We start from the raw sequence: 16,621 nt of genomic DNA, 5'->3' as shown, positions 1-16,621 counted from the left end.
GAATTATGCTTATTTTTTAGTTGTAAATTCTGAATTTTATAAAAAATACAGAATTATCTAAATTAACGCACCCCGTTTGCTACCATAGCCGGTGCCGCTACCATGAAAGGGGAACCCGCAGCGATACGGTAAGCCCTGGTATGCATCTTTATTGATTAACCCCACCCACTCACGCAGAGGAGTTCCCACCTTCCGGTGGCTACGGTCATCGTTAAAGCGGGGAGACAGCGAAGATACAACGCTATAATCACTGTCAGGCCCACCTTGATGGGCCTTGCACTGATTACAGGTATTTCTTTGCCAGCGCCTTCAATTCGTCTTCAGCACCGGCGCCGAGCTGCTCAATGCCGGCCACAACAAATTTGTATGCGGCTTCAAAGTCGGCAACGCCGGTTTTTACTTCCTGCACTGGTGTCGGCTGGATAGTAGCGGTCGGGTCGACGGCTACGGTCGGATCAACTGCGGTCTGTGCGGTAGTGGTATCAGATGCGGTAATGTCAGTCACGGTTTTTACCTCGGATGGTTGGGTTTCGGTCGCCGGCGTTGCGGCAACTGGAGTGAAATAAATGGCGTAGAACCATGCGATAAGCTTTTTAATCATTTCTGTCTCTCGGCCTCGATTTGACGAATACCGGATAATTGGGCGTTGCAGTTTTGCAGGTCAGTTAGCAATGCCTCATCCCATTCCACCGCAGCGCCATAGGTCAGCGGGTCACTTGGTGGCGGGCTGACTGGACACTGTTGCGTCAAACTGGCCGGTATCGGCGGCACCGGTGTTTTGACGTATTGCGTTGTAGTGGTCGAGCAGGACTGTAGCAGCGGCAGCAGGCACAATGGTAACAGCGCACGGCTCAGTTTTGAGAACGGTTTGGATAACCACTTCCCTTTCCTGGCTGTCGGATTTGTTTTTGGCCTGTTCATTGAGCGTTGCCCCGGCGATGGTGTTGAAAATATTTACGAGCCGTTCCTGATTAGCGACCACCAGCGCAGCAGATTTGTTTTCCTTGGTAAGTGTGGCGTTGGTGGTCACTTCGCTGGAGTATTTCCCGTAATAGTGGAACGCGACCCAGGCCAGAATGCCAAATATCATGACGAGGATAATCGTCACCGCGACAGCGATTTTGTTGATCATTTTTGCTGTCCCATGAAACAAAGTTGGCGATCGATTTCACGGCGGTTAATCAAGCCCTTGTTCCGCTGTCCGTTCACATAGACCCATTGCCGCAGGTCATTGCATGCGTGGGTAATATCACCGGCGTTCAGGTGGCGCAGCAGTGCGGAGTTTTTATAAGCGGTGATGCCAACATTGAAAGCGAATGAATAAAGCGCGGCGCGGGTGTAGTTGTCTATTTTCACCTTCACGGTGGAATCAACAGCTTTTTTTACCGGGGTCAAATCCCTTTCGAGCAATATCCCGCACTCCTCATCGGAATAATATTTGCCTGGGATTACATCGTTACCTGTATGACCATCGCAAACTGTCCAAACGCCGCCGGGATCCTTAAACGCATAATGCGTGGTCCCTTCTACACCGTACTGACCAGGGAGATAAGCAACGATGATGGCTATAGCTCCACCTGTGGCGGCTGATATAACCTTATTCCTCAGCTGCGGTGACATTGCCATCTGTTTGCTCCGTCTCGACCAAAATCTGGTTTACTTTCTGAACGACTTGGGCCGCCTGGCTGGAATCGTGCGACGGGGAACCTTTCAGAAAATCAACAATGGCCTTTGTCCGCTGCTGATCGAATGCTGCCCGCTCCAGGGCCACTGACCGATTCAGTTTTTCGGTCTTACGTTTGTCCAGATAGCCCAGTAGAGATATGACCGCCCCGATCAGCGCAATGACGATGTAAAACATTTCCATTGTGGTTAATCCCATCAGGCTGGATAGCAGCGTGACTAATGCGCCGCCGTGAGTGGCGATATCAGATTTGTCATTCATTCGGTACATGCTCCACCTCCCGTAGGATTCGGGTTGGCGCTGTGTGGGGAATAAAAATCGCCTGCCGTAATTGGTACTGGGGAAATCCGAGACAGGCTGGAAACGCAAAAAGGCCGCCAGGTGGCAGCCTTAATAATTCGATAAGCTCTTTGACGTAGTCGTCACTCTTATCAGAATATCGCAATTTTTACGATCGTAAACTTTTTTCTTAATTATTTTATCGTCAGGCGACCATGACACTTTTCAAAAAATTACGGTCAATATCCCGGTCCATTTCCAGGGTGATATTCAGCGCCATCAAATACCCCTCAATCACACCCTCAGCATTCTGTAGCTTTTTCCCAATATGGGTATCAGAGCAATGATGCTCATTAGCCAGCGCCATAAACGTTTTGCCAAACACGTAATAGTCAAACAGCAGGTCATGGGTTACCGGCTGCTTGCCGCGCAGGCCAGCCATGATTTCAGATATTTTTAGGCCATCTTCATCGGAGCATTGGATTCTTGTTTTTACTTTGCTTGGTATCAGTCCTTTGAATCCGGCAGCGATAGGGCTCCAGTAAACATCCTCATGATTGTTTGCACACCAAGCCCCCCACCTTTCCATAACCTGCTGTATGTCTCTCATGCCATGGCCCTCGCTCGTCTTCTGAGTAAATCGTAATCACATTCAAAACTGGTATGTGCCCAATACCTCGCTATGGTGAGGACACACCAGAAATGCCGGAGGTCTGATATTTGGGAGGGGGTCACGCGGCCTCCCGATGCTTCAATAAATCTCTCCGTTTCGCCCGATAATGAGCCCGTATACTGTCCAATTCTTCCCGGGTATATCGGTGAGGGGTGTTGTCATTCTCCAGCGCCAGAACGCGCTCAAGACCGATTTTTTCTATCAAACCTTCACGGTATGGAATGGCGTTACTCGACAGCTCGTCATTACAGCGATGGCACTGTTTATTTATATTGAGTTCGTTATATCTGAGATGAGACGCGGCACCCCTTGAACGATAATGACCAGCCTCCCATTGGACAGTTATCCACGTTCCGCAGCTGATACAGGGTAAATCCCTGTCGCGCTCTCTGACATAATCGTTAACGACACGCTGCGTCATGTCCTCCCAATGTTTAAGGGGCTTAACTGCGGCTTTGCGCTCACGCCACATCTTACGCTCTTCCTTCAATGCCGCCGCTTTCTTCCTGGCAACGCTCTGACGCCCTTTTTCGGCTGCCGTCCTGATAACTTCATCTCTGCATTCATCAGAGCACCACCAGACGTAGAAGGCCGTAGGTTTGAAGGTTTTTCCACAACTTTTGCAATTACGGCGCTTTGGGATATTCATGTCTCACCTCTGCATCAGCTTTTTATAGGCTTCAATGTCCCTTGAATTTTCTCGGCAGCGTTGCTTGAGTTGGTAGTTTTCTTCACGAAGCTCATCAAGCTGCTTTTGATAATCGGCCTGCGCCTCTTCCCGAGCCTTTATCCATGCAATATCCTTGTTTTTCTGAGCCGCCCGCTTAGCCTGTCTCACCGCCGCATGGTTCTCGATAAACCAATCAGGGTCATTAAACGCAAATCTAGCGACTTGATAGAAATAATCAGATGATTTTCCGTTCAAAATATAAATTGATAGAAACGGTAGTTTTATGGATAACATTTTTCTTTGAGACTCTTTATCGCCGAACATGTGTCCGCGTTTAATGCTTAGGCCAAAGCCCCTATGTATAACTATCATTATCTCCCCCTCAATCTCGCCCATTTGACGTCATGGAATCCCGTGGTAGGCTGATAGGATGTTATTTGGTCTGCGGTGGGTATGGGTTTGGGTTTATTGCGGCTTCGTTTGGTGGGTTGGAATATTGAATTTTCCATAATCATCAATGTCGGACTACGCCATCGCATCATAATTTTTTCTCACCTCACGCAGTCGTTTATCGAACTGATAAATTTTGCTGGTTTCCCGATATTCCGTAAAAATATCTATCCGTCCGGATGGTTTTGGTGGTTCATGGTCATTCGTGATGTGATGGTGATACTCTTTGACACTACCACTCCTAAATAGAAAACCATCATCCGTCATTTGTTTTGTTGTGACCTGAATAGTAGTCGCTGACATCCCTAATTTTAATATTATTTCATTATTGGTGATGCCATCATTTTCACTCACCAATTGATATATAATTTTTCTCAATTTTTCTGCTGGAATTTTCATGGTATGATTTTCTCCGGTAATTTCACGCGTTGATGGCTGCGAGGCTTGGCCTTGAATCCGTCCTGAACGGCTTTCTCATATCCAGCGTGGAATGCGATAGGCCAAATCTCTGCGAGGAATTTTTTCAGATGAATATCCATTTCATCGCCGCGCTTTACCGGTCCCCCGTCTTTGATATAGAGAGTTTCATCGAGGTATTGCTGTAATGTTGATGGCATAGGATTACCTCTTATTATTTATTCCCCACCTTTGCGCCCATTCCAATGCCTGACGTGCCTCATCATTCCATTTCACACCCTTCTCAGCTCCAAAAGCTGCTATTAATTCCAGTAACTCGCTAAACTCACTGACGCGCATCTTTGAGGTTGATTGCCCCAACACAACAAACCCATCACCGGTTAGGTTTGGAACGACATCCTGCTTTTTCAGAGCCGCGGTGAATATCGCTTTCCAGCTTTCGCTATCCAGCCAGCGACCATGCCAGTTCACTTGCCTAGACACATCGGACAACGTGGCCCAAAGTTTGCGATTCTGGTCTAGCGAACGGCTTCGCTCTTGAATAGTGATGGTGAGAGGCTTGTCTGAACTGAGGGGTAACTGCCTGATATGGTCTATGAGGTTTTGGCGTATTTCTGGAGTGCGCAGGTAATAAACCTGTTTATCCATATCTATCTCCAGTCTGTTTTTCCACTATGATGATTTTCATTTTCGGCAAAACGTCTTGCTGCTTCCTGCTGGTCGATATTTTTGAAGTGACCATTTCGCCAGCCCATATAAAACGTTTGGGGTTTACCTGAACGGTATTTACCGATAATGATTTCAGCAATCCCGCGCATATTGCTATTCTCGTTATAAACCTCATCCCGGTAGGGAAAGATAATAACGTCAGCGTCCTGTTCAATGGCGCCAGATTCCCGCAGGTCTGCCATATTGGGGCGTTTCTCCCCTCTCGACTCAAGACCGCGGTTGAGTTGGGAAAGCAATATCACCGGCACCTTGTTGCGCAGGCAAAATTGCTTCAGCTTCCGGGTAATTTCAGCTATCGCCAAATCAGGGCGTTCAGCTTTGGGTTTTGGTATCAGGCCGAGGTAGTCGATAGCCAGGAATCCCAGGCCAGTATCCATGACCATTCGCTCTGCGTGGGCGATGATTTCATCCACGTTGAACGAACCAGACAGGACATAATTTTCCTCATCCAGCAACGTCCCGGTGGCCGCCGTCAGCATGGCGTATTCTTCCTCCTGCATGTTGAGTGGCTGACGGAGAACGCCTATCGGTATACCAGAGCGGTCGGCAATGTGGCGCTCAACAACCTGCAAATCGGACATTTCGAGAGAGATAATTAGCCCTCGGCCCTTGTCCCGCCCGATTGAGTTGGCGATATTGATTGCCAGCTCGGTTTTCCCCATACCAGGACGTCCAGCGATGATTATCAGGTCGGTACGGTCAAATCCCCCGTATTTCTCGTCCATGGGTTCTATGCCGGTACGCAGGTATAACCCGGAGGTTGCCCCAGCCATGCGCTTATCCAGAACGTTAAGATAATCCGGGATCATGTCGGCAACCCGGCGCGGGAGTTTTTCGTTGGTCTCGAACTGAATTTTAGCCAGCGTCCCGCTCACTTCAGCAAGCCGCTCGTTGAGATTGTCAGGCGACGCGCTTTCCAGCAAAGACATAGCTACCTTCAGGTCGGTCAGGCCCTTTCGGACCATCCAGCATTGGCGCACACGTTTAGCCCAGACCCGGATATTATTCGCCATCGAGGCGCGTTTACTGACCTCCAGCACAAACGCCTTTGTTCCCTCCGGAACGCCATCACGGACCGTGAAGGGGTCAATGGCTTCGGTCTTGCCCAGCAGGCTGACGATGACCTCGTACATCTTGCGCAGGTGAAAATTCTCGATAGCCTCCGGTGGCAGCTTTGCGGCGATTTCACGCGAGTGAACGTGATCACCGATTGCCAGCATCGAGCCGACCAATAATTCTTCAAATTCGTAGCTATCCATCGCTTTCCATCCCTAAAATCTGGTCGATTTTTTCCTGGCGCAATGCAGTATCGATACCGTATTTCTTCCCCTCCGGATTCCCTCCGCAGGCCCAGGCAGTGGGCTGATAGCCTTGCTCCAAATAGCCATTGAGCACCGTATCAACATCACGCGGCTCTCGGCCAAGCTCGTGGCACTGCTTGATGTACGATGCCCAGAGGCGTTTCAACCCGTTCTCGGTGGTGGTGGTGATGCTGCGGATTTTGGGTATGCCAAACTTCCCGGCTTTGCAGTTCCACGTATCCCTTAGGCGTATGCGATCAAACTCAGGAAGGGCAGCGGATGGTTTTGGTTTTTTCTTGGCAGGTTTAACACCTTCCGTCCGAACACTTTCGGACAAGGTATTTTTATTATTATTTATTTCTTGTTCTAATAACTTCTTGTTCTGTTGGACGGTAGGTTCCCCGGATGGTTGGACGGATGGTTCACCGGGTATACCTTCCAAACCCGCGCCATTCCTGGGTTTAGGTTGGACGGTAGGTTCCCCGGATGGTTGGACGGATGGTTCACCGGGTATACCTTCCAAACCCGCGCCATTCCTGGGTTTAGGTTGGACGGTAGGTTCCCCGGATGGTTGGACGGATGGTTCACCGGGTATACCTTCCAAACCCGCGCCATTCCTGGGTTTAGGTTGGACGGTAGGTTCCCCGGATGGTTGGACGGATGGTTCACCGGGTAATAACCCCTGATAATCGGCATAATTTGTTATGGTGATCACAGTTCCAAATGGCGTACCTTCAGTCGAAATCATACCTTCACGTATGAAAAAACCCAACATCCGAGTAACAGCTTTAGCGCTCTTCTCGTTGCCATCACTATCCCGAAGTTTTCGGGCCAGGACCACCGGGGTGGTCACCAACTGACCTGCATTTAAATTCCAATTTTTCCCGGCAAATTCGACTGTTCTCGGCTTATGGGTTGCCTCTCCCAGCATCCTTACCCACAAGGCCAATTTTGCCGTGTCTTTAGCCCAATCCGTGGACAGAAGACTTCTGAATAGGGCGAAGTGCCCTTTTCTTTGGTTCTCCATCCGTGAACTCCTGCGCTGATGAGCAGCGTTAAAATCATATATTTCTGCTGTATTGCTCATTTGCTTTTCTCCTTCGCCTTATACTCATCCAAAACTTTCCGCATCTTCTCTGCAAAAACCGGATCGATTAATCGAAGGAGGCGCGAGCGAGCAATATTTTTGTGTATTCGTTGGATATAAGATTTATCAACATGTTTTGGCATGCTATAATTCCTTTGCTGATATGGTTATTCAAATAGGTCTCGCTGTGTTGTCGCACCGCGAGACTTTTTCTTTTTGGGGCTATTAACTGGCTCGCGAATATGCTCCAGCATTTCAATCAGCGCTCTGGCCAATTCCGCTGTCCCCTCTCCCTGAATCACCAGACTGTTATCCGGCTCATCAAATCCGATTGCCGCTAATAATCTGGCGGCCTTGCTTACAACGTTGTCTCCCGTCTGCCAGCGACTAACCTGGGATTGATGAACCCCGACCACGTCAGCCACCCGACACACTCCCATTGCCTGAATTTTGCCCCTTATGCGCGTTTCAATTTCCCGCGCTCTGTTGCGTTGATATGCGATGTCCATCTGTGATAATTCCCTGGTTGATTAAATGCGTGACTAGGCCGTGACCTGTCACAATGGGTTGCTCCACACCGGCGGAGCGTATCAGCTGTTTTAAAGAACAGTGGCGTTTCTTACGCGACCTTGTCCGGGTGAGGGAAAAGATCGCTTAAATCTGGTCGGATTAGGTAAGCAGGGATAGTTCCGTTGGTGGCCTTTTCAATGCGCTTGGCATTTGCGGCGGATACCTTCTTTTTCCCATGCAACCAAGCCCATACAGATGGCTGTTTTACGCCGCAAGCATCAGCAAGCTTCTGCTGACTCCCAACGGCGGTTATAGCCTCGTTAATGACTTTGTTGACCATAAAATAGCTCCTGCTTTCACTTTCCATTGAATAATAGTCTTAGCTATTCAATTTGTAAATAGGCAAGTCTATTTGATGGATAGATAGCTATGGCTATATGATGAGATTATGAAAAATACGACATTCTCAGAACGACTTAACATAGCCATGAAGGAAAGTGGCTTTACTCAAGGCGCCCTTGCTGAATCTGTAGGAATGGCGCAACCAAGTGTATGGAAATTGGTCAGTGGTGGCGCTAAAGGTTCTAAGAAAACCGTTCAAATAGCCAAAGTTCTTGGCGTTCGGCCAGAATGGCTTGCTAACGGTGAAGAACCGATGCGTGCGGAAGGGATGACGGCTCATAATCCAAGATCATCTATTCCCCCGAAATCCGAGTGGGGAACGGTCGATCCATGGGATGACGATACGCCACTCCGCGATGATGAAGTTGAAGTCCCGTATCTGAAAGATATTGAATTCGCCTGTGGAGACGGGCGCATCATGGATGAAGACCATAACGGTTTTATGCTGCGATTTTCCAAATCGACATTGCGCAAGGTTGGAGCGAATACGGACGGATCGGGTGTGCTTTGCTTCCCAGCTCGCGGCGATAGCATGGAACCGATTATTCCTGACGGCACGACAGTAGCCATCGACACGAACAACAAACGCATCATCGACGGGAAGCTATATGCCATCGGTCAGCCTGGTGGTGGGAACGATCAGTTAAAGCGCATAAAACAACTGTATCGCCGCCCAGGTGGGCGGTTAGTGATTCACAGCTTTAACGGCAGTGATGACGAAGAGGCCCAGGAAAGTGACGTTGAAATCATCGGTCGCGTCTTCTGGTACTCGGTGCTGGTGTGATGCTCCCCTAAGGGGTGGGATGTATCTAATGATGAAGAGTATGTTATAAAAAATTTTATATGTTTTTGATATTATTGAAATTTATATAAATATTGAGGACGCATATGGCATATCTCGATAATGCGCTTGAAGCGCACATTTCTTGGCATATAACTCAATTTGGTAAAAGTAATTTTGAAGGATGTGATGTCATAGCATACTATGGAGGTATACAGTTTTGGTCCAAGGATGTTTATCAGCCGAAGATTGAAAATCTTGCCTCTAAAAACAAGGCTGAAGAAGGGCATCCAAAGTGTTTGGTGATAATTTTGTATACAACGGGTGGATCCGTTGAAGCTGTGGAAAAAATGGTAGAAATAACAAGACATTTTTACCAAGAGGTCTCATTTATTGTCCCGGATATTGCAATGTCAGCAGGCACTATATGGTGCATGTCCGGCGATAGGATTTTCATGGATTATTCTTCTTCACTAGGACCAATCGATCCCCAATTGTTACTACCTGATGGGCGATGGGTTCCTGCTTTAGGATACCTCGACAAAAGTGAAGAGCTGATAAAAAAATCAGCCGAAGGGAAGCTGACTGATGCCGAACTGGCAATGTTAACTAACCTTGACCTTGCTCAACTTAGAAGATTTGAACAAGCAAGGGATCTTTCTATCGACTTACTGAAAAAATGGCTTGTTGAGTATAAATTCAGAAATTGGAATACTCATCAAACAAACCCATTGAAAGTTGGTAAAATTGTTACAAAACGGCAAAAAACAAACCGAGCACAAGAGATAGCCAAGGCTCTGAGCGATAATAGAAAATGGCACTCTCATAGCAGAATGATTGGAATTAATACATTAATCAATGAGTTACATCTTAAAATAGAAGATTATACCAATAATCCACAAATGTCAGATTCTATTAGGAATTTACACAGAGTAATTATGGAATACATGGAGAGAGCAAAGTTGCAGGTTCTTGTTCTAACAAGCTTTTCTCCCGATGCAATTTAGCTTAGTGCGGAGTTTATATGACAAAAAAACAACACATTGACCAAAAGGTGGAAAAAATTATACAATCCCCAGATTCTAATGATAGCATCAAAAGAATCAATGAATTACGAGAAAAAGGAGTTCTGCGAAAACCTTCTTATGAGCTGGCATGCGGACCTTCTTTGTTAAACAATCGATTTAACGTCGAAATTAGTATCTAAATTAATTCATTCTCCATAGACCCGGCCCCGCGCCGGGTTTTTCATGCCTCCCTCCTGTACATAATCTGACCAATTCCATCCCGTAGTAAACATCATTCCTCGAAATCTGGCCTATCGACACCGGTAGTCCATCCCAATCTGCGCCCAGGCCGGGCGTGAGAAGATTTTTTCAAAGAAAAATCTATTTAAAATCAATGAAATTATATCATTTTCTATTATTTTATATCTAAAGCTATTTACTTCAATAATAGTTTTAGCTATATTCATTCCATCAACACGGAACACGGCAGGAGCCACGGTTGATATGGAAGTCAGGCAAGGATGCCACGGCAGGACGCCAGGATTCACCAGGGAGGGTTCAGCAGCACTGCTCTTTAACAGACATGGGATTTCTCCTGCCAATGTAGGAGACGGAAACTAACTACAGGAGGTGCCGAAATGGTGCACTAAAGCGGTTAGACCGCATTTGGATGCCTGTTTGATTTCAGGCAGCGTGAAGACGGCGTTAATCCGGTCTGGCTCCCACGGCGACGTAGTGAGGGAGAGGAGGCATAAGCATCACTGAGTGGCCGGTTGGCGCCCGGATAACGCATAAGCAGCCATATGATGAGCGGATTTACCCTGCCGATGCTGATTAAGGTCGTCAGGTATAAAACCACTGGAGGCAATCATGACAATAGTCATTACCATCCTCGCGACTGAGAACGCCAAAACACGCCGGTATCGCAAACGCGGTGAGTTGATGGCAAAGCGTCGCGATGATGCAGAGTTGGCCCGCAAAATTGACGCCGCATTTACCAAATTATCCGAGGGATGTTCATCACGGGTAATGAACGCAGTTAATCCGATAGTCCCGAATATGCAGCAAATGGAGTCAGGTTCGTGCTGTTTGCCTGACGTGAGTTTATACCGCGCCGGCCACAGAAAGCAGGCTGACGCGATTACGGCAAGATAGTTTCAGGGATAAATCACGCCAGGGGATGGCAGACGGTCAATAATAATATTGGGGTAAATATGGCGACTGATATACAGCGTATCGAGTCTATGTTGACGATTTTGCGCGATATGAAATCTGACATGAAGCGACTACAAAAATTATCCGAAATGGATTATCGAGATATGACGCCTAAACAATGCCAGAAACGTAATGCCGATGCCGGCTGGATAGCGATGGCGCAAATAAAACGGCGTCATGAATTACATGCATTGTCCGTTGAATTGGGTTTTGCGGAAAAGCGTGAAAGTTATTTTGAGTTTGAATTAACTGACGGTTGGCATCGTTTCAATCATAAACCGCGAGAACCATTTACAGACCAAACGTATTGCTAGAGTGCCTCGCTCATGCGTCTAACGGGCGCATGCTCATAGCCACTCATACCCGCCACCGTGCGGGTTTTTTCGCCCAAATTACAGGAATAACCATGAACGATACAGTTTTAGTGCTGCGCACGTGCAATTCCGATATGACCTCTCGCAATGATTTCGTTTGGCCTGAATCTGGTTTGGTTGAATGCCCCGATTGGGAGCCGACCGAGGAATGCGGTAATGGCCTGCATGGCCTGTTATAGGGCGAGGGTGCTTCGTCGTATTTGAACATGGACAGTGACGCCAAATGGCTGGTATGCGCTGTTGAGGCAGACAAATACATCGACCTGGACGGAAAAGTTAAATTCCCGTCAGTTGACGTTGTTTACTGCGGCGACCGTGAAGGTGCTATTGCCTATCTCGTAGAGAACGGCGGCGCCGGCAAGGCGATCGTGTTTAGCACCCTGACCGGTGGCGATTACAGCACCCTGACCGGTGGCTATCGCAGCACCCTGACCGGTGGCGATGACTCAGTACTGATCATCCAGCGCTGGAACGGCAAACGTTATAAATACGAAATTGCCAATGTAGGCGAAAATGGAATTAAGCCCAACACAGAATATCGTCTGGATGAGGATGGCGAATTTATCGAGGTTACCGAATGAGAATTCATGTTCATTGGGATCCGCATTATGAAAAAAATCCAGACGAGCCGATAGTTATACCACGTATATTCGGCTGGCGAGCCTGGGCATTTATCATTGCAGTTTCAACGCTGGCTCTCCTATGCCAGATAGCGAGCATATGATGACAATCACTAAACGCATGGCGTGGATGGGGATATTTGTATTCTGCGCGTTGTTCTGGTTTACGGTATTCCTGATTTCTACTGAATTATTAAAATAAGGCGAGGGATTAATGAGCGAATCAAAAGAACTCGTATTGGTTTCATTGCCTGCTACTCCGACAGACCTCGAAGCCGCATTTATCAGCGATGACTATATCAGTAATCTTATTGCTGAAATCACGCAAAAGGCATCTTCAGTAGTCGGCGATATTAATACCACTAAAGGTCGCGGCGTATATATCAGCATGTCATCTAACGTCCGAAAGACGAAGGCGGCAATCGACGAAGCTGGTAAAAACCTCGTTGCTGAGATGAAAAAACGTCCTGCCCTGGTAGACGCTAGTCGCAAACGGGTACGAGATGCCCTAGATGAATTGGCAGTAGAGATTAGACGGCCCGTAACAGAATGGGAGCAAGCCGAAGAGGATAGAAAGGAAACTATCCGGAAAAGGCTCGCCTATTTGCGGGCATTAGGAGATGTAATCGACGATGCTGGTAATTATCTTGATTCAGTTGATATTCAAGGTCGGCTGGCGGAAGCAAAATTAGTTGCCCTTGATGATAAATGGCAGGAGTTCGCAACAGAAGCCGGCGTAGCAAAAGATGCAACGGTGCGGAAGCTTGAATTAGCGTTCACTGAAGCCAGGAAGCGCGAAGAAGAAACTGCCGAATTGGAGCGGCTACGCAAGGAAGCGGAAGAGAAGTCCCAGCGTGAGCGTGAGGAACGTTTAAAGCGTGAAGCCGCTGAGCAGGCAAAACAAGAAGCCGAGGCACGAGCCAAAGCTGAAATCGAAGCCGCCGCACGGCGTGAGGCAGAAGCCAGAGCCGCTCAGGAACGCGCAGAGCGTGAACGTATCGAAGCCCAGCAAAGAGCCGAACGCGAAGCCATAGAAGCCCAGGAACGAGCTGAGCGGGAAAAACAGGTTGCTATCGATGCCGAACGCCTGAGGGCGCAGCAAGAAGCTGAAGCCAGGGAACAGGCCAGAATCGCCGAGGTGCAACGGATTGCTGATGAAAAGGCAAAGCGGGAAGCCAATAAGGAACATCGGAGAACGGTTAATCGTGCGGCTGTGTCCGCGCTAATCAATGCCGGCGTACCGGAAGAATGTGCCAAAAAATGCATTACTGAAATTGCGTTAGGAAATATTCCGGCAGTGCAAATCAATTATTAACAGGTAATCCCATAAAAATTAAATATCTGCGGCTGGCGCAAGCGTTGGCCCGCCGAGCTATTCTCCGTCGCCGCGATATTACATGGGCGCGGGCAACACGGTTATTAATGCGGTATAGCGGGAGGATACAATGAATTCAGTACAAATTCAGGAATTGGATAAAATTATTGAATCATTCTCACCGGAGGAAAATGAAATTTTACAGCAGGATGCTGAAACTGATTTGTCATCCTGGAGCCAGGGAGAATTGGTTTCTGGACTATCAAAATTCGCGTCCCGTGAATCACTGAATGTTGTTCTAGCAAATTATAATGACGCATTGGGTGATGCAATATACGAAATCATCCTCAGAGCCAAACGGCTCGATAAGGCCATGGAGATTTATTATTATGTTCCGGATGAGGTGGCGTGATGAAACCCGGTATTTACCACGATATTACCAATGCTGATTATCATGCAGGTGATGGCGTCAGCAAATCTCAGTTGGACGATATAGCCATCAATCCAGCAATTTTCCAGTGGCGAAAATATGCTCCCGTCGATGAGGAAAAAACGGCTGCGTTAGACATGGGTACTGCCCTGCATTGCATGCTATTGGAACCGGATGAATTTGATAAACGATTTATCGTAGCTCCCGAATTCAATCGTCGGACTAATGATGGCAAAGCGGCAGAAAAAGCATTTTTGGAGGATTGTTCAGGTATGGGAATGACGGTCATGGATGCCGAGCAGGGACGCAAGCTCAAGTTGATGCGCGAAAGCGCATTGGCACATCCGGCGGCGCGATGGCTGCTTGAGGCTGACGGCTATTGCGAATCGTCTTTTTACTGGACTGATAGCGAAACCGGCGAACTTTGCCGGATCCGCCCGGATAAATATCTGTCTGACCAACCCGTGATCATTGACGTGAAAAAAGTCGCCGACATGTCTCGATTCCAACGGCATGTAGAGGAATTCCGCTATCACGTCCAAGACGCGATGTACCGGGAGGGTTATTACCAAACCCTGAGTGAATATCCCCTTTTCTGCTTTATCGCAGTGAGCGAATCCATTGATTGTGGTCGCTATCCGGTGCGGGTCTTCCAGCTTGAAAAAGACGACGTATCCGTAGGGCATGATTTATTCCGTCAAGACCTGCAAACCTATCATGAATGCCGAGAAACCGGTAATTGGGGCGGTATCGAAGAACTCAGTCGCCCCGAATGGGCTAAGAGGAAGGACAGAGCATGAGCAATGAAATTATCCAGTCTCCGGCCAACGAAGCCGATACGAAATCTGCCATTTTTAGCCCCACCGGCTTACAGAAATTGCAAGCCTTCGCGTCCGTAATGGCAGAGGGCAAAGCGACAGTGCCGGCGCATTTAGCAGGCAAACCAGCAGACTGTCTGGCCGTAGCATTGCAGGCGGCGCAATGGGGCATGAATCCCTATGCAGTAGCTCAGAAAACGCATCTGGTAAACGGGACGTTGGGTTATGAAGCTCAACTGGTTAATGCTGTCATAACCAGTTCCACTGCCGTAAACGGCAGGTTTAAATACAAGTACGGGGGTAACTGGGAGGCATTCAAACCGGGAGATAAGAATCCTAAAACCGAGGCTGGATTATATATCCAGGTAGGCGCCGTACTGCGTGGTGAAACGGAAATCACCTGGGGTGAGCCGCTATATATGGAATTCGTCGCAACACGCAACTCCCCATTATGGAAGACGGCACCCAAACAGCAGCTTGCGTATTTAGCTATAAAATATTGGGCCAGACTATATTGCCCTGACGTTATTCTCGGGGTTTACACGCCTGATGAGTTCGAACCATCGGAACGTAAGGAGCGTGATATTACTCCTGCTCGGACAACTGGCGACTTAAACAATCTCATCAATGCCAAACAGCCCATCGAGGCAAAGCCAGAGCAAAAGAAAAAGGATGAACGCCAGCCCGACGAATTACTTGCTGACTTCACAGCGGCGGCCGGTGGGGCAAAAAATATTGAGGAACTCGATAGATTCTATAAATATAGCGCCCTCAAATTGGCCGGCCATCCGGATGAACTTCAAAAAGCCACGGACGTTTATCAAATCCGCAAGGACGAAATGAACGAAGTTCCGATGTAATAGCAAGGCTAAAGAACAACATGAAAATATTAATTACATCAATCCTATTATTAATTTCAGCATTATCTTATGCTGACCAGACAAAAATCATGGTTTGCGATGGTTATGCAGTAATAGGATTTAACGAACAACCAGTTCGTGTCGATGGTCAACGGAAAAATGCGGCATTGATTGCTGATAATGGCTCAATGTTCCAAGTTGTTCAGGATGAATATGTTCTGACATCGCCCATAATCCACGAGGTAAAAAGGGGAATTTTCAGGGCGATAGACGCACAGGGAGTCATTTTTATCAAACGTGGCGGCACATATCAAATATCAGCCGATGGGACCAAATGGCTATATTATGACAACTGCCGTGTTGCAGGAGAGAAAATGTGATGGACATAAAAATAAACAGTCTGGTCGTCCTGAAACGCAATCCTAACCAATATGGCGTAGGACAGGTTACGATAATTAACCGTCGTGATGATATCGATTGGGCATGGGTGCGATGGGATAGCGTTGGCTCTCTCGAACACAAATCAACTGAATTACGTCAGGTTGGGACAATCTATCCGAATATGAGGTAAAAAATGCCCTGGATTGAGGAGGTTGTCACTCTAGCGATAACGAGCATTCCTGAATCGTTGGAGGCCAACCACGGTATTGTTTCTGCCACGGCCAAATCATTGCATATCAATCGGAATACTGTCAGGAAATATCGAGACGATTATTTAATGAAACGGCATGTAATCGTTAATGGACGTCTATATAAACTTTATCAGAGGGGTAAATATGAACGATAAACAAAAAGCGTTTGAGGAATTCTGCAAAACATCGGAGATGTATCCGTTTAGCTATCAGAAATTTTTTGAAGCAGGCTACGATGCTCGCAACGCGGAAGTGGCGGAGCTGAAAAAACAACTGGCAGAAAACCAGGCATTTTTCGACGGTCTCCATGACGCGATTAGACCGGAGGAAAATAAATCTCAGCCCATTCAGGCGGTGTCTGTGCCGG

General features: G+C 47.6%; 29 protein-coding genes. 13 read left to right on the top strand and 16 right to left on the bottom strand.

Annotated elements, in window-relative coordinates:
• Positions 1 to 283: 283 nt before the first annotated feature.
• The 16 genes from FCN80_RS21010 to FCN80_RS20940 form a co-directional block, all read right to left on the bottom strand.
• Positions 284 to 601 carry a hypothetical protein gene (locus FCN80_RS21010; protein WP_136992304.1) on the bottom strand — a complete coding sequence of 106 codons (318 nt, stop codon included), beginning with the start codon at positions 599 to 601 and terminating at the stop codon, positions 284 to 286.
• Positions 598 to 771: an Rz1-like lysis system protein LysC gene (lysC, locus tag FCN80_RS27630; RefSeq protein WP_445081511.1), complete on the bottom strand. Its 174-nt coding sequence runs from the start codon at positions 769 to 771 to the stop codon at positions 598 to 600. The genes FCN80_RS21010 and lysC overlap by 4 nt, the downstream gene beginning before the upstream one ends.
• Positions 713 to 1,132 carry a hypothetical protein gene (locus FCN80_RS26520; protein WP_170975478.1) on the bottom strand — a complete coding sequence of 140 codons (420 nt, stop codon included), beginning with the start codon at positions 1,130 to 1,132 and terminating at the stop codon, positions 713 to 715. The genes lysC and FCN80_RS26520 overlap by 59 nt, the downstream gene beginning before the upstream one ends.
• Positions 1,129 to 1,626 (bottom strand): lysozyme, encoded by a 498-nt coding sequence (locus tag FCN80_RS21000; RefSeq protein WP_136992302.1) that lies wholly within the window; start codon positions 1,624 to 1,626, stop codon positions 1,129 to 1,131. Before FCN80_RS21000 ends, FCN80_RS26520 begins: the two co-directional genes overlap by 4 nt.
• Positions 1,598 to 1,954: a hypothetical protein gene (locus tag FCN80_RS20995; protein WP_136992301.1), complete on the bottom strand. Its 357-nt coding sequence runs from the start codon at positions 1,952 to 1,954 to the stop codon at positions 1,598 to 1,600. Before FCN80_RS20995 ends, FCN80_RS21000 begins: the two co-directional genes overlap by 29 nt.
• Positions 1,955 to 2,168: 214 nt before the next feature.
• Positions 2,169 to 2,573 carry an antiterminator Q family protein gene (locus FCN80_RS20990; RefSeq protein ID WP_136992300.1) on the bottom strand — a complete coding sequence of 135 codons (405 nt, stop codon included), beginning with the start codon at positions 2,571 to 2,573 and terminating at the stop codon, positions 2,169 to 2,171.
• Positions 2,574 to 2,694: 121 nt separating this feature from the next.
• Positions 2,695 to 3,285 (bottom strand): recombination protein NinG, encoded by a 591-nt coding sequence (locus tag FCN80_RS20985; RefSeq protein ID WP_136992299.1) that lies wholly within the window; start codon positions 3,283 to 3,285, stop codon positions 2,695 to 2,697.
• Positions 3,286 to 3,288: 3 nt separating this feature from the next.
• Positions 3,289 to 3,702 (bottom strand): hypothetical protein, encoded by a 414-nt coding sequence (locus FCN80_RS20980; RefSeq protein WP_230492838.1) that lies wholly within the window; start codon positions 3,700 to 3,702, stop codon positions 3,289 to 3,291.
• Positions 3,678 to 3,815 (bottom strand): NinE family protein, encoded by a 138-nt coding sequence (locus FCN80_RS20975; protein WP_230492837.1) that lies wholly within the window; start codon positions 3,813 to 3,815, stop codon positions 3,678 to 3,680. The genes FCN80_RS20980 and FCN80_RS20975 overlap by 25 nt, the downstream gene beginning before the upstream one ends.
• Before the next feature lie 16 nt (positions 3,816 to 3,831).
• Positions 3,832 to 4,155 carry a winged helix-turn-helix domain-containing protein gene (locus tag FCN80_RS20970; protein ID WP_136992298.1) on the bottom strand — a complete coding sequence of 108 codons (324 nt, stop codon included), beginning with the start codon at positions 4,153 to 4,155 and terminating at the stop codon, positions 3,832 to 3,834.
• Positions 4,152 to 4,373, bottom strand: a complete 222-nt coding sequence (locus tag FCN80_RS20965) for a hypothetical protein (protein ID WP_136992297.1) — start codon at positions 4,371 to 4,373, stop codon at positions 4,152 to 4,154. The genes FCN80_RS20970 and FCN80_RS20965 overlap by 4 nt, the downstream gene beginning before the upstream one ends.
• A gap of 4 nt (positions 4,374 to 4,377) precedes the next feature.
• On the bottom strand, positions 4,378 to 4,821 hold the full coding sequence (locus tag FCN80_RS20960; protein ID WP_136992296.1) for a recombination protein NinB: 444 nt from the start codon (positions 4,819 to 4,821) through the stop codon (positions 4,378 to 4,380).
• A 2-nt stretch (positions 4,822 to 4,823) separates the two neighbouring features.
• On the bottom strand, positions 4,824 to 6,161 hold the full coding sequence (locus FCN80_RS20955; RefSeq protein WP_136992295.1) for a replicative DNA helicase: 1,338 nt from the start codon (positions 6,159 to 6,161) through the stop codon (positions 4,824 to 4,826).
• A complete protein-coding gene (locus FCN80_RS20950) occupies positions 6,154 to 7,290 on the bottom strand; it encodes a replication protein (protein ID WP_136992294.1) in 1,137 nt (378 codons plus the stop codon). The genes FCN80_RS20955 and FCN80_RS20950 overlap by 8 nt, the downstream gene beginning before the upstream one ends.
• Positions 7,291 to 7,457: 167 nt before the next feature.
• A complete protein-coding gene (locus tag FCN80_RS20945) occupies positions 7,458 to 7,799 on the bottom strand; it encodes a CII family transcriptional regulator (RefSeq protein WP_136992293.1) in 342 nt (113 codons plus the stop codon).
• A 110-nt stretch (positions 7,800 to 7,909) separates the two neighbouring features.
• Complete coding sequence (locus FCN80_RS20940; protein ID WP_136992292.1) at positions 7,910 to 8,140, bottom strand: transcriptional regulator; 231 nt, start codon at positions 8,138 to 8,140, stop codon at positions 7,910 to 7,912.
• A 108-nt stretch (positions 8,141 to 8,248) separates the two neighbouring features.
• Between FCN80_RS20940 and FCN80_RS20935 the strand changes: the two genes are divergently transcribed.
• From FCN80_RS20935 to FCN80_RS20880, 13 genes are all read left to right on the top strand, one after another.
• Positions 8,249 to 8,986 carry an XRE family transcriptional regulator gene (locus FCN80_RS20935; protein WP_136992291.1) on the top strand — a complete coding sequence of 246 codons (738 nt, stop codon included), beginning with the start codon at positions 8,249 to 8,251 and terminating at the stop codon, positions 8,984 to 8,986.
• Between the two features lie 104 nt (positions 8,987 to 9,090).
• Positions 9,091 to 9,990, top strand: a complete 900-nt coding sequence (locus FCN80_RS20930) for an SDH family Clp fold serine proteinase (protein WP_136992290.1) — start codon at positions 9,091 to 9,093, stop codon at positions 9,988 to 9,990.
• Between the two features lie 870 nt (positions 9,991 to 10,860).
• On the top strand, positions 10,861 to 11,145 hold the full coding sequence (locus FCN80_RS20925) for a transcriptional antitermination N peptide (protein WP_136992289.1): 285 nt from the start codon (positions 10,861 to 10,863) through the stop codon (positions 11,143 to 11,145).
• Positions 11,146 to 11,204: 59 nt separating this feature from the next.
• Positions 11,205 to 11,519: a regulator gene (locus FCN80_RS20920; RefSeq protein WP_136992288.1), complete on the top strand. Its 315-nt coding sequence runs from the start codon at positions 11,205 to 11,207 to the stop codon at positions 11,517 to 11,519.
• Positions 11,520 to 11,548: 29 nt separating this feature from the next.
• On the top strand, positions 11,549 to 11,758 hold the full coding sequence (locus FCN80_RS27625; RefSeq protein ID WP_445081510.1) for a DUF7666 domain-containing protein: 210 nt from the start codon (positions 11,549 to 11,551) through the stop codon (positions 11,756 to 11,758).
• 27 nt (positions 11,759 to 11,785) lie between these two features.
• Positions 11,786 to 12,160 carry a hypothetical protein gene (locus FCN80_RS20915; protein WP_136992287.1) on the top strand — a complete coding sequence of 125 codons (375 nt, stop codon included), beginning with the start codon at positions 11,786 to 11,788 and terminating at the stop codon, positions 12,158 to 12,160.
• 253 nt (positions 12,161 to 12,413) lie between these two features.
• Entirely contained in the window at positions 12,414 to 13,514 is a 1,101-nt protein-coding gene (locus FCN80_RS20910) for a coiled-coil domain-containing protein (protein WP_136992286.1), read from the top strand.
• Positions 13,515 to 13,644: 130 nt separating this feature from the next.
• Complete coding sequence (locus FCN80_RS20905) at positions 13,645 to 13,926, top strand: hypothetical protein (protein WP_136992285.1); 282 nt, start codon at positions 13,645 to 13,647, stop codon at positions 13,924 to 13,926.
• Positions 13,926 to 14,744 (top strand): PD-(D/E)XK nuclease-like domain-containing protein, encoded by an 819-nt coding sequence (locus tag FCN80_RS20900; RefSeq protein ID WP_136992284.1) that lies wholly within the window; start codon positions 13,926 to 13,928, stop codon positions 14,742 to 14,744. Before FCN80_RS20905 ends, FCN80_RS20900 begins: the two co-directional genes overlap by 1 nt.
• Positions 14,741 to 15,622 (top strand): RecT family recombinase, encoded by an 882-nt coding sequence (locus FCN80_RS20895; protein ID WP_136992283.1) that lies wholly within the window; start codon positions 14,741 to 14,743, stop codon positions 15,620 to 15,622. Before FCN80_RS20900 ends, FCN80_RS20895 begins: the two co-directional genes overlap by 4 nt.
• A 20-nt stretch (positions 15,623 to 15,642) precedes the next feature.
• A complete protein-coding gene (locus tag FCN80_RS20890) occupies positions 15,643 to 16,002 on the top strand; it encodes a hypothetical protein (protein WP_136992282.1) in 360 nt (119 codons plus the stop codon).
• A 194-nt stretch (positions 16,003 to 16,196) separates the two neighbouring features.
• Entirely contained in the window at positions 16,197 to 16,409 is a 213-nt protein-coding gene (locus tag FCN80_RS27500) for a protein ninH (RefSeq protein ID WP_136992281.1), read from the top strand.
• Positions 16,399 to 16,621, top strand: a 223-nt coding sequence (locus tag FCN80_RS20880; RefSeq protein WP_136992280.1) for a hypothetical protein, incomplete at its 3' end; no start/stop codon positions are given. The genes FCN80_RS27500 and FCN80_RS20880, both read left to right, overlap by 11 nt.

The sequence above is a fragment of the Martelella alba genome, from assembly GCF_005217455.1.
Lineage (GTDB): Bacteria > Pseudomonadota > Gammaproteobacteria > Enterobacterales > Enterobacteriaceae > Acerihabitans.
Note: the sequence above shows the minus strand (reverse complement) of the source record. Positions and strands in the feature narration are given on the sequence as shown.

Coding starts and splice junctions, on each gene's coding strand:
- FCN80_RS21010 (WP_136992304.1), bottom strand. CDS start 601: ATGATTAAAAAGCTTATCGCATGGTTCTACGCCATTTATTTCACTCCA.
- FCN80_RS26520 (WP_170975478.1), bottom strand. CDS start 1,132: ATGATCAACAAAATCGCTGTCGCGGTGACGATTATCCTCGTCATGATA.
- FCN80_RS21000 (WP_136992302.1), bottom strand. CDS start 1,626: ATGGCAATGTCACCGCAGCTGAGGAATAAGGTTATATCAGCCGCCACA.
- FCN80_RS20995 (WP_136992301.1), bottom strand. CDS start 1,954: ATGTACCGAATGAATGACAAATCTGATATCGCCACTCACGGCGGCGCA.
- FCN80_RS20990 (WP_136992300.1), bottom strand. CDS start 2,573: ATGAGAGACATACAGCAGGTTATGGAAAGGTGGGGGGCTTGGTGTGCA.
- FCN80_RS20985 (WP_136992299.1), bottom strand. CDS start 3,285: ATGAATATCCCAAAGCGCCGTAATTGCAAAAGTTGTGGAAAAACCTTC.
- FCN80_RS20980 (WP_230492838.1), bottom strand. CDS start 3,702: ATGGGCGAGATTGAGGGGGAGATAATGATAGTTATACATAGGGGCTTT.
- FCN80_RS20975 (WP_230492837.1), bottom strand. CDS start 3,815: ATGGAAAATTCAATATTCCAACCCACCAAACGAAGCCGCAATAAACCC.
- FCN80_RS20970 (WP_136992298.1), bottom strand. CDS start 4,155: ATGAAAATTCCAGCAGAAAAATTGAGAAAAATTATATATCAATTGGTG.
- FCN80_RS20965 (WP_136992297.1), bottom strand. CDS start 4,373: ATGCCATCAACATTACAGCAATACCTCGATGAAACTCTCTATATCAAA.
- FCN80_RS20960 (WP_136992296.1), bottom strand. CDS start 4,821: ATGGATAAACAGGTTTATTACCTGCGCACTCCAGAAATACGCCAAAAC.
- FCN80_RS20955 (WP_136992295.1), bottom strand. CDS start 6,161: ATGGATAGCTACGAATTTGAAGAATTATTGGTCGGCTCGATGCTGGCA.
- FCN80_RS20950 (WP_136992294.1), bottom strand. CDS start 7,290: ATGAGCAATACAGCAGAAATATATGATTTTAACGCTGCTCATCAGCGC.
- FCN80_RS20945 (WP_136992293.1), bottom strand. CDS start 7,799: ATGGACATCGCATATCAACGCAACAGAGCGCGGGAAATTGAAACGCGC.
- FCN80_RS20940 (WP_136992292.1), bottom strand. CDS start 8,140: ATGGTCAACAAAGTCATTAACGAGGCTATAACCGCCGTTGGGAGTCAG.
- FCN80_RS20935 (WP_136992291.1), top strand. CDS start 8,249: ATGAAAAATACGACATTCTCAGAACGACTTAACATAGCCATGAAGGAA.
- FCN80_RS20930 (WP_136992290.1), top strand. CDS start 9,091: ATGGCATATCTCGATAATGCGCTTGAAGCGCACATTTCTTGGCATATA.
- FCN80_RS20925 (WP_136992289.1), top strand. CDS start 10,861: ATGACAATAGTCATTACCATCCTCGCGACTGAGAACGCCAAAACACGC.
- FCN80_RS20920 (WP_136992288.1), top strand. CDS start 11,205: ATGGCGACTGATATACAGCGTATCGAGTCTATGTTGACGATTTTGCGC.
- FCN80_RS27625 (WP_445081510.1), top strand. CDS start 11,549: ATGCTCATAGCCACTCATACCCGCCACCGTGCGGGTTTTTTCGCCCAA.
- FCN80_RS20915 (WP_136992287.1), top strand. CDS start 11,786: ATGGACAGTGACGCCAAATGGCTGGTATGCGCTGTTGAGGCAGACAAA.
- FCN80_RS20910 (WP_136992286.1), top strand. CDS start 12,414: ATGAGCGAATCAAAAGAACTCGTATTGGTTTCATTGCCTGCTACTCCG.
- FCN80_RS20905 (WP_136992285.1), top strand. CDS start 13,645: ATGAATTCAGTACAAATTCAGGAATTGGATAAAATTATTGAATCATTC.
- FCN80_RS20900 (WP_136992284.1), top strand. CDS start 13,926: ATGAAACCCGGTATTTACCACGATATTACCAATGCTGATTATCATGCA.
- FCN80_RS20895 (WP_136992283.1), top strand. CDS start 14,741: ATGAGCAATGAAATTATCCAGTCTCCGGCCAACGAAGCCGATACGAAA.
- FCN80_RS20890 (WP_136992282.1), top strand. CDS start 15,643: ATGAAAATATTAATTACATCAATCCTATTATTAATTTCAGCATTATCT.
- FCN80_RS27500 (WP_136992281.1), top strand. CDS start 16,197: ATGCCCTGGATTGAGGAGGTTGTCACTCTAGCGATAACGAGCATTCCT.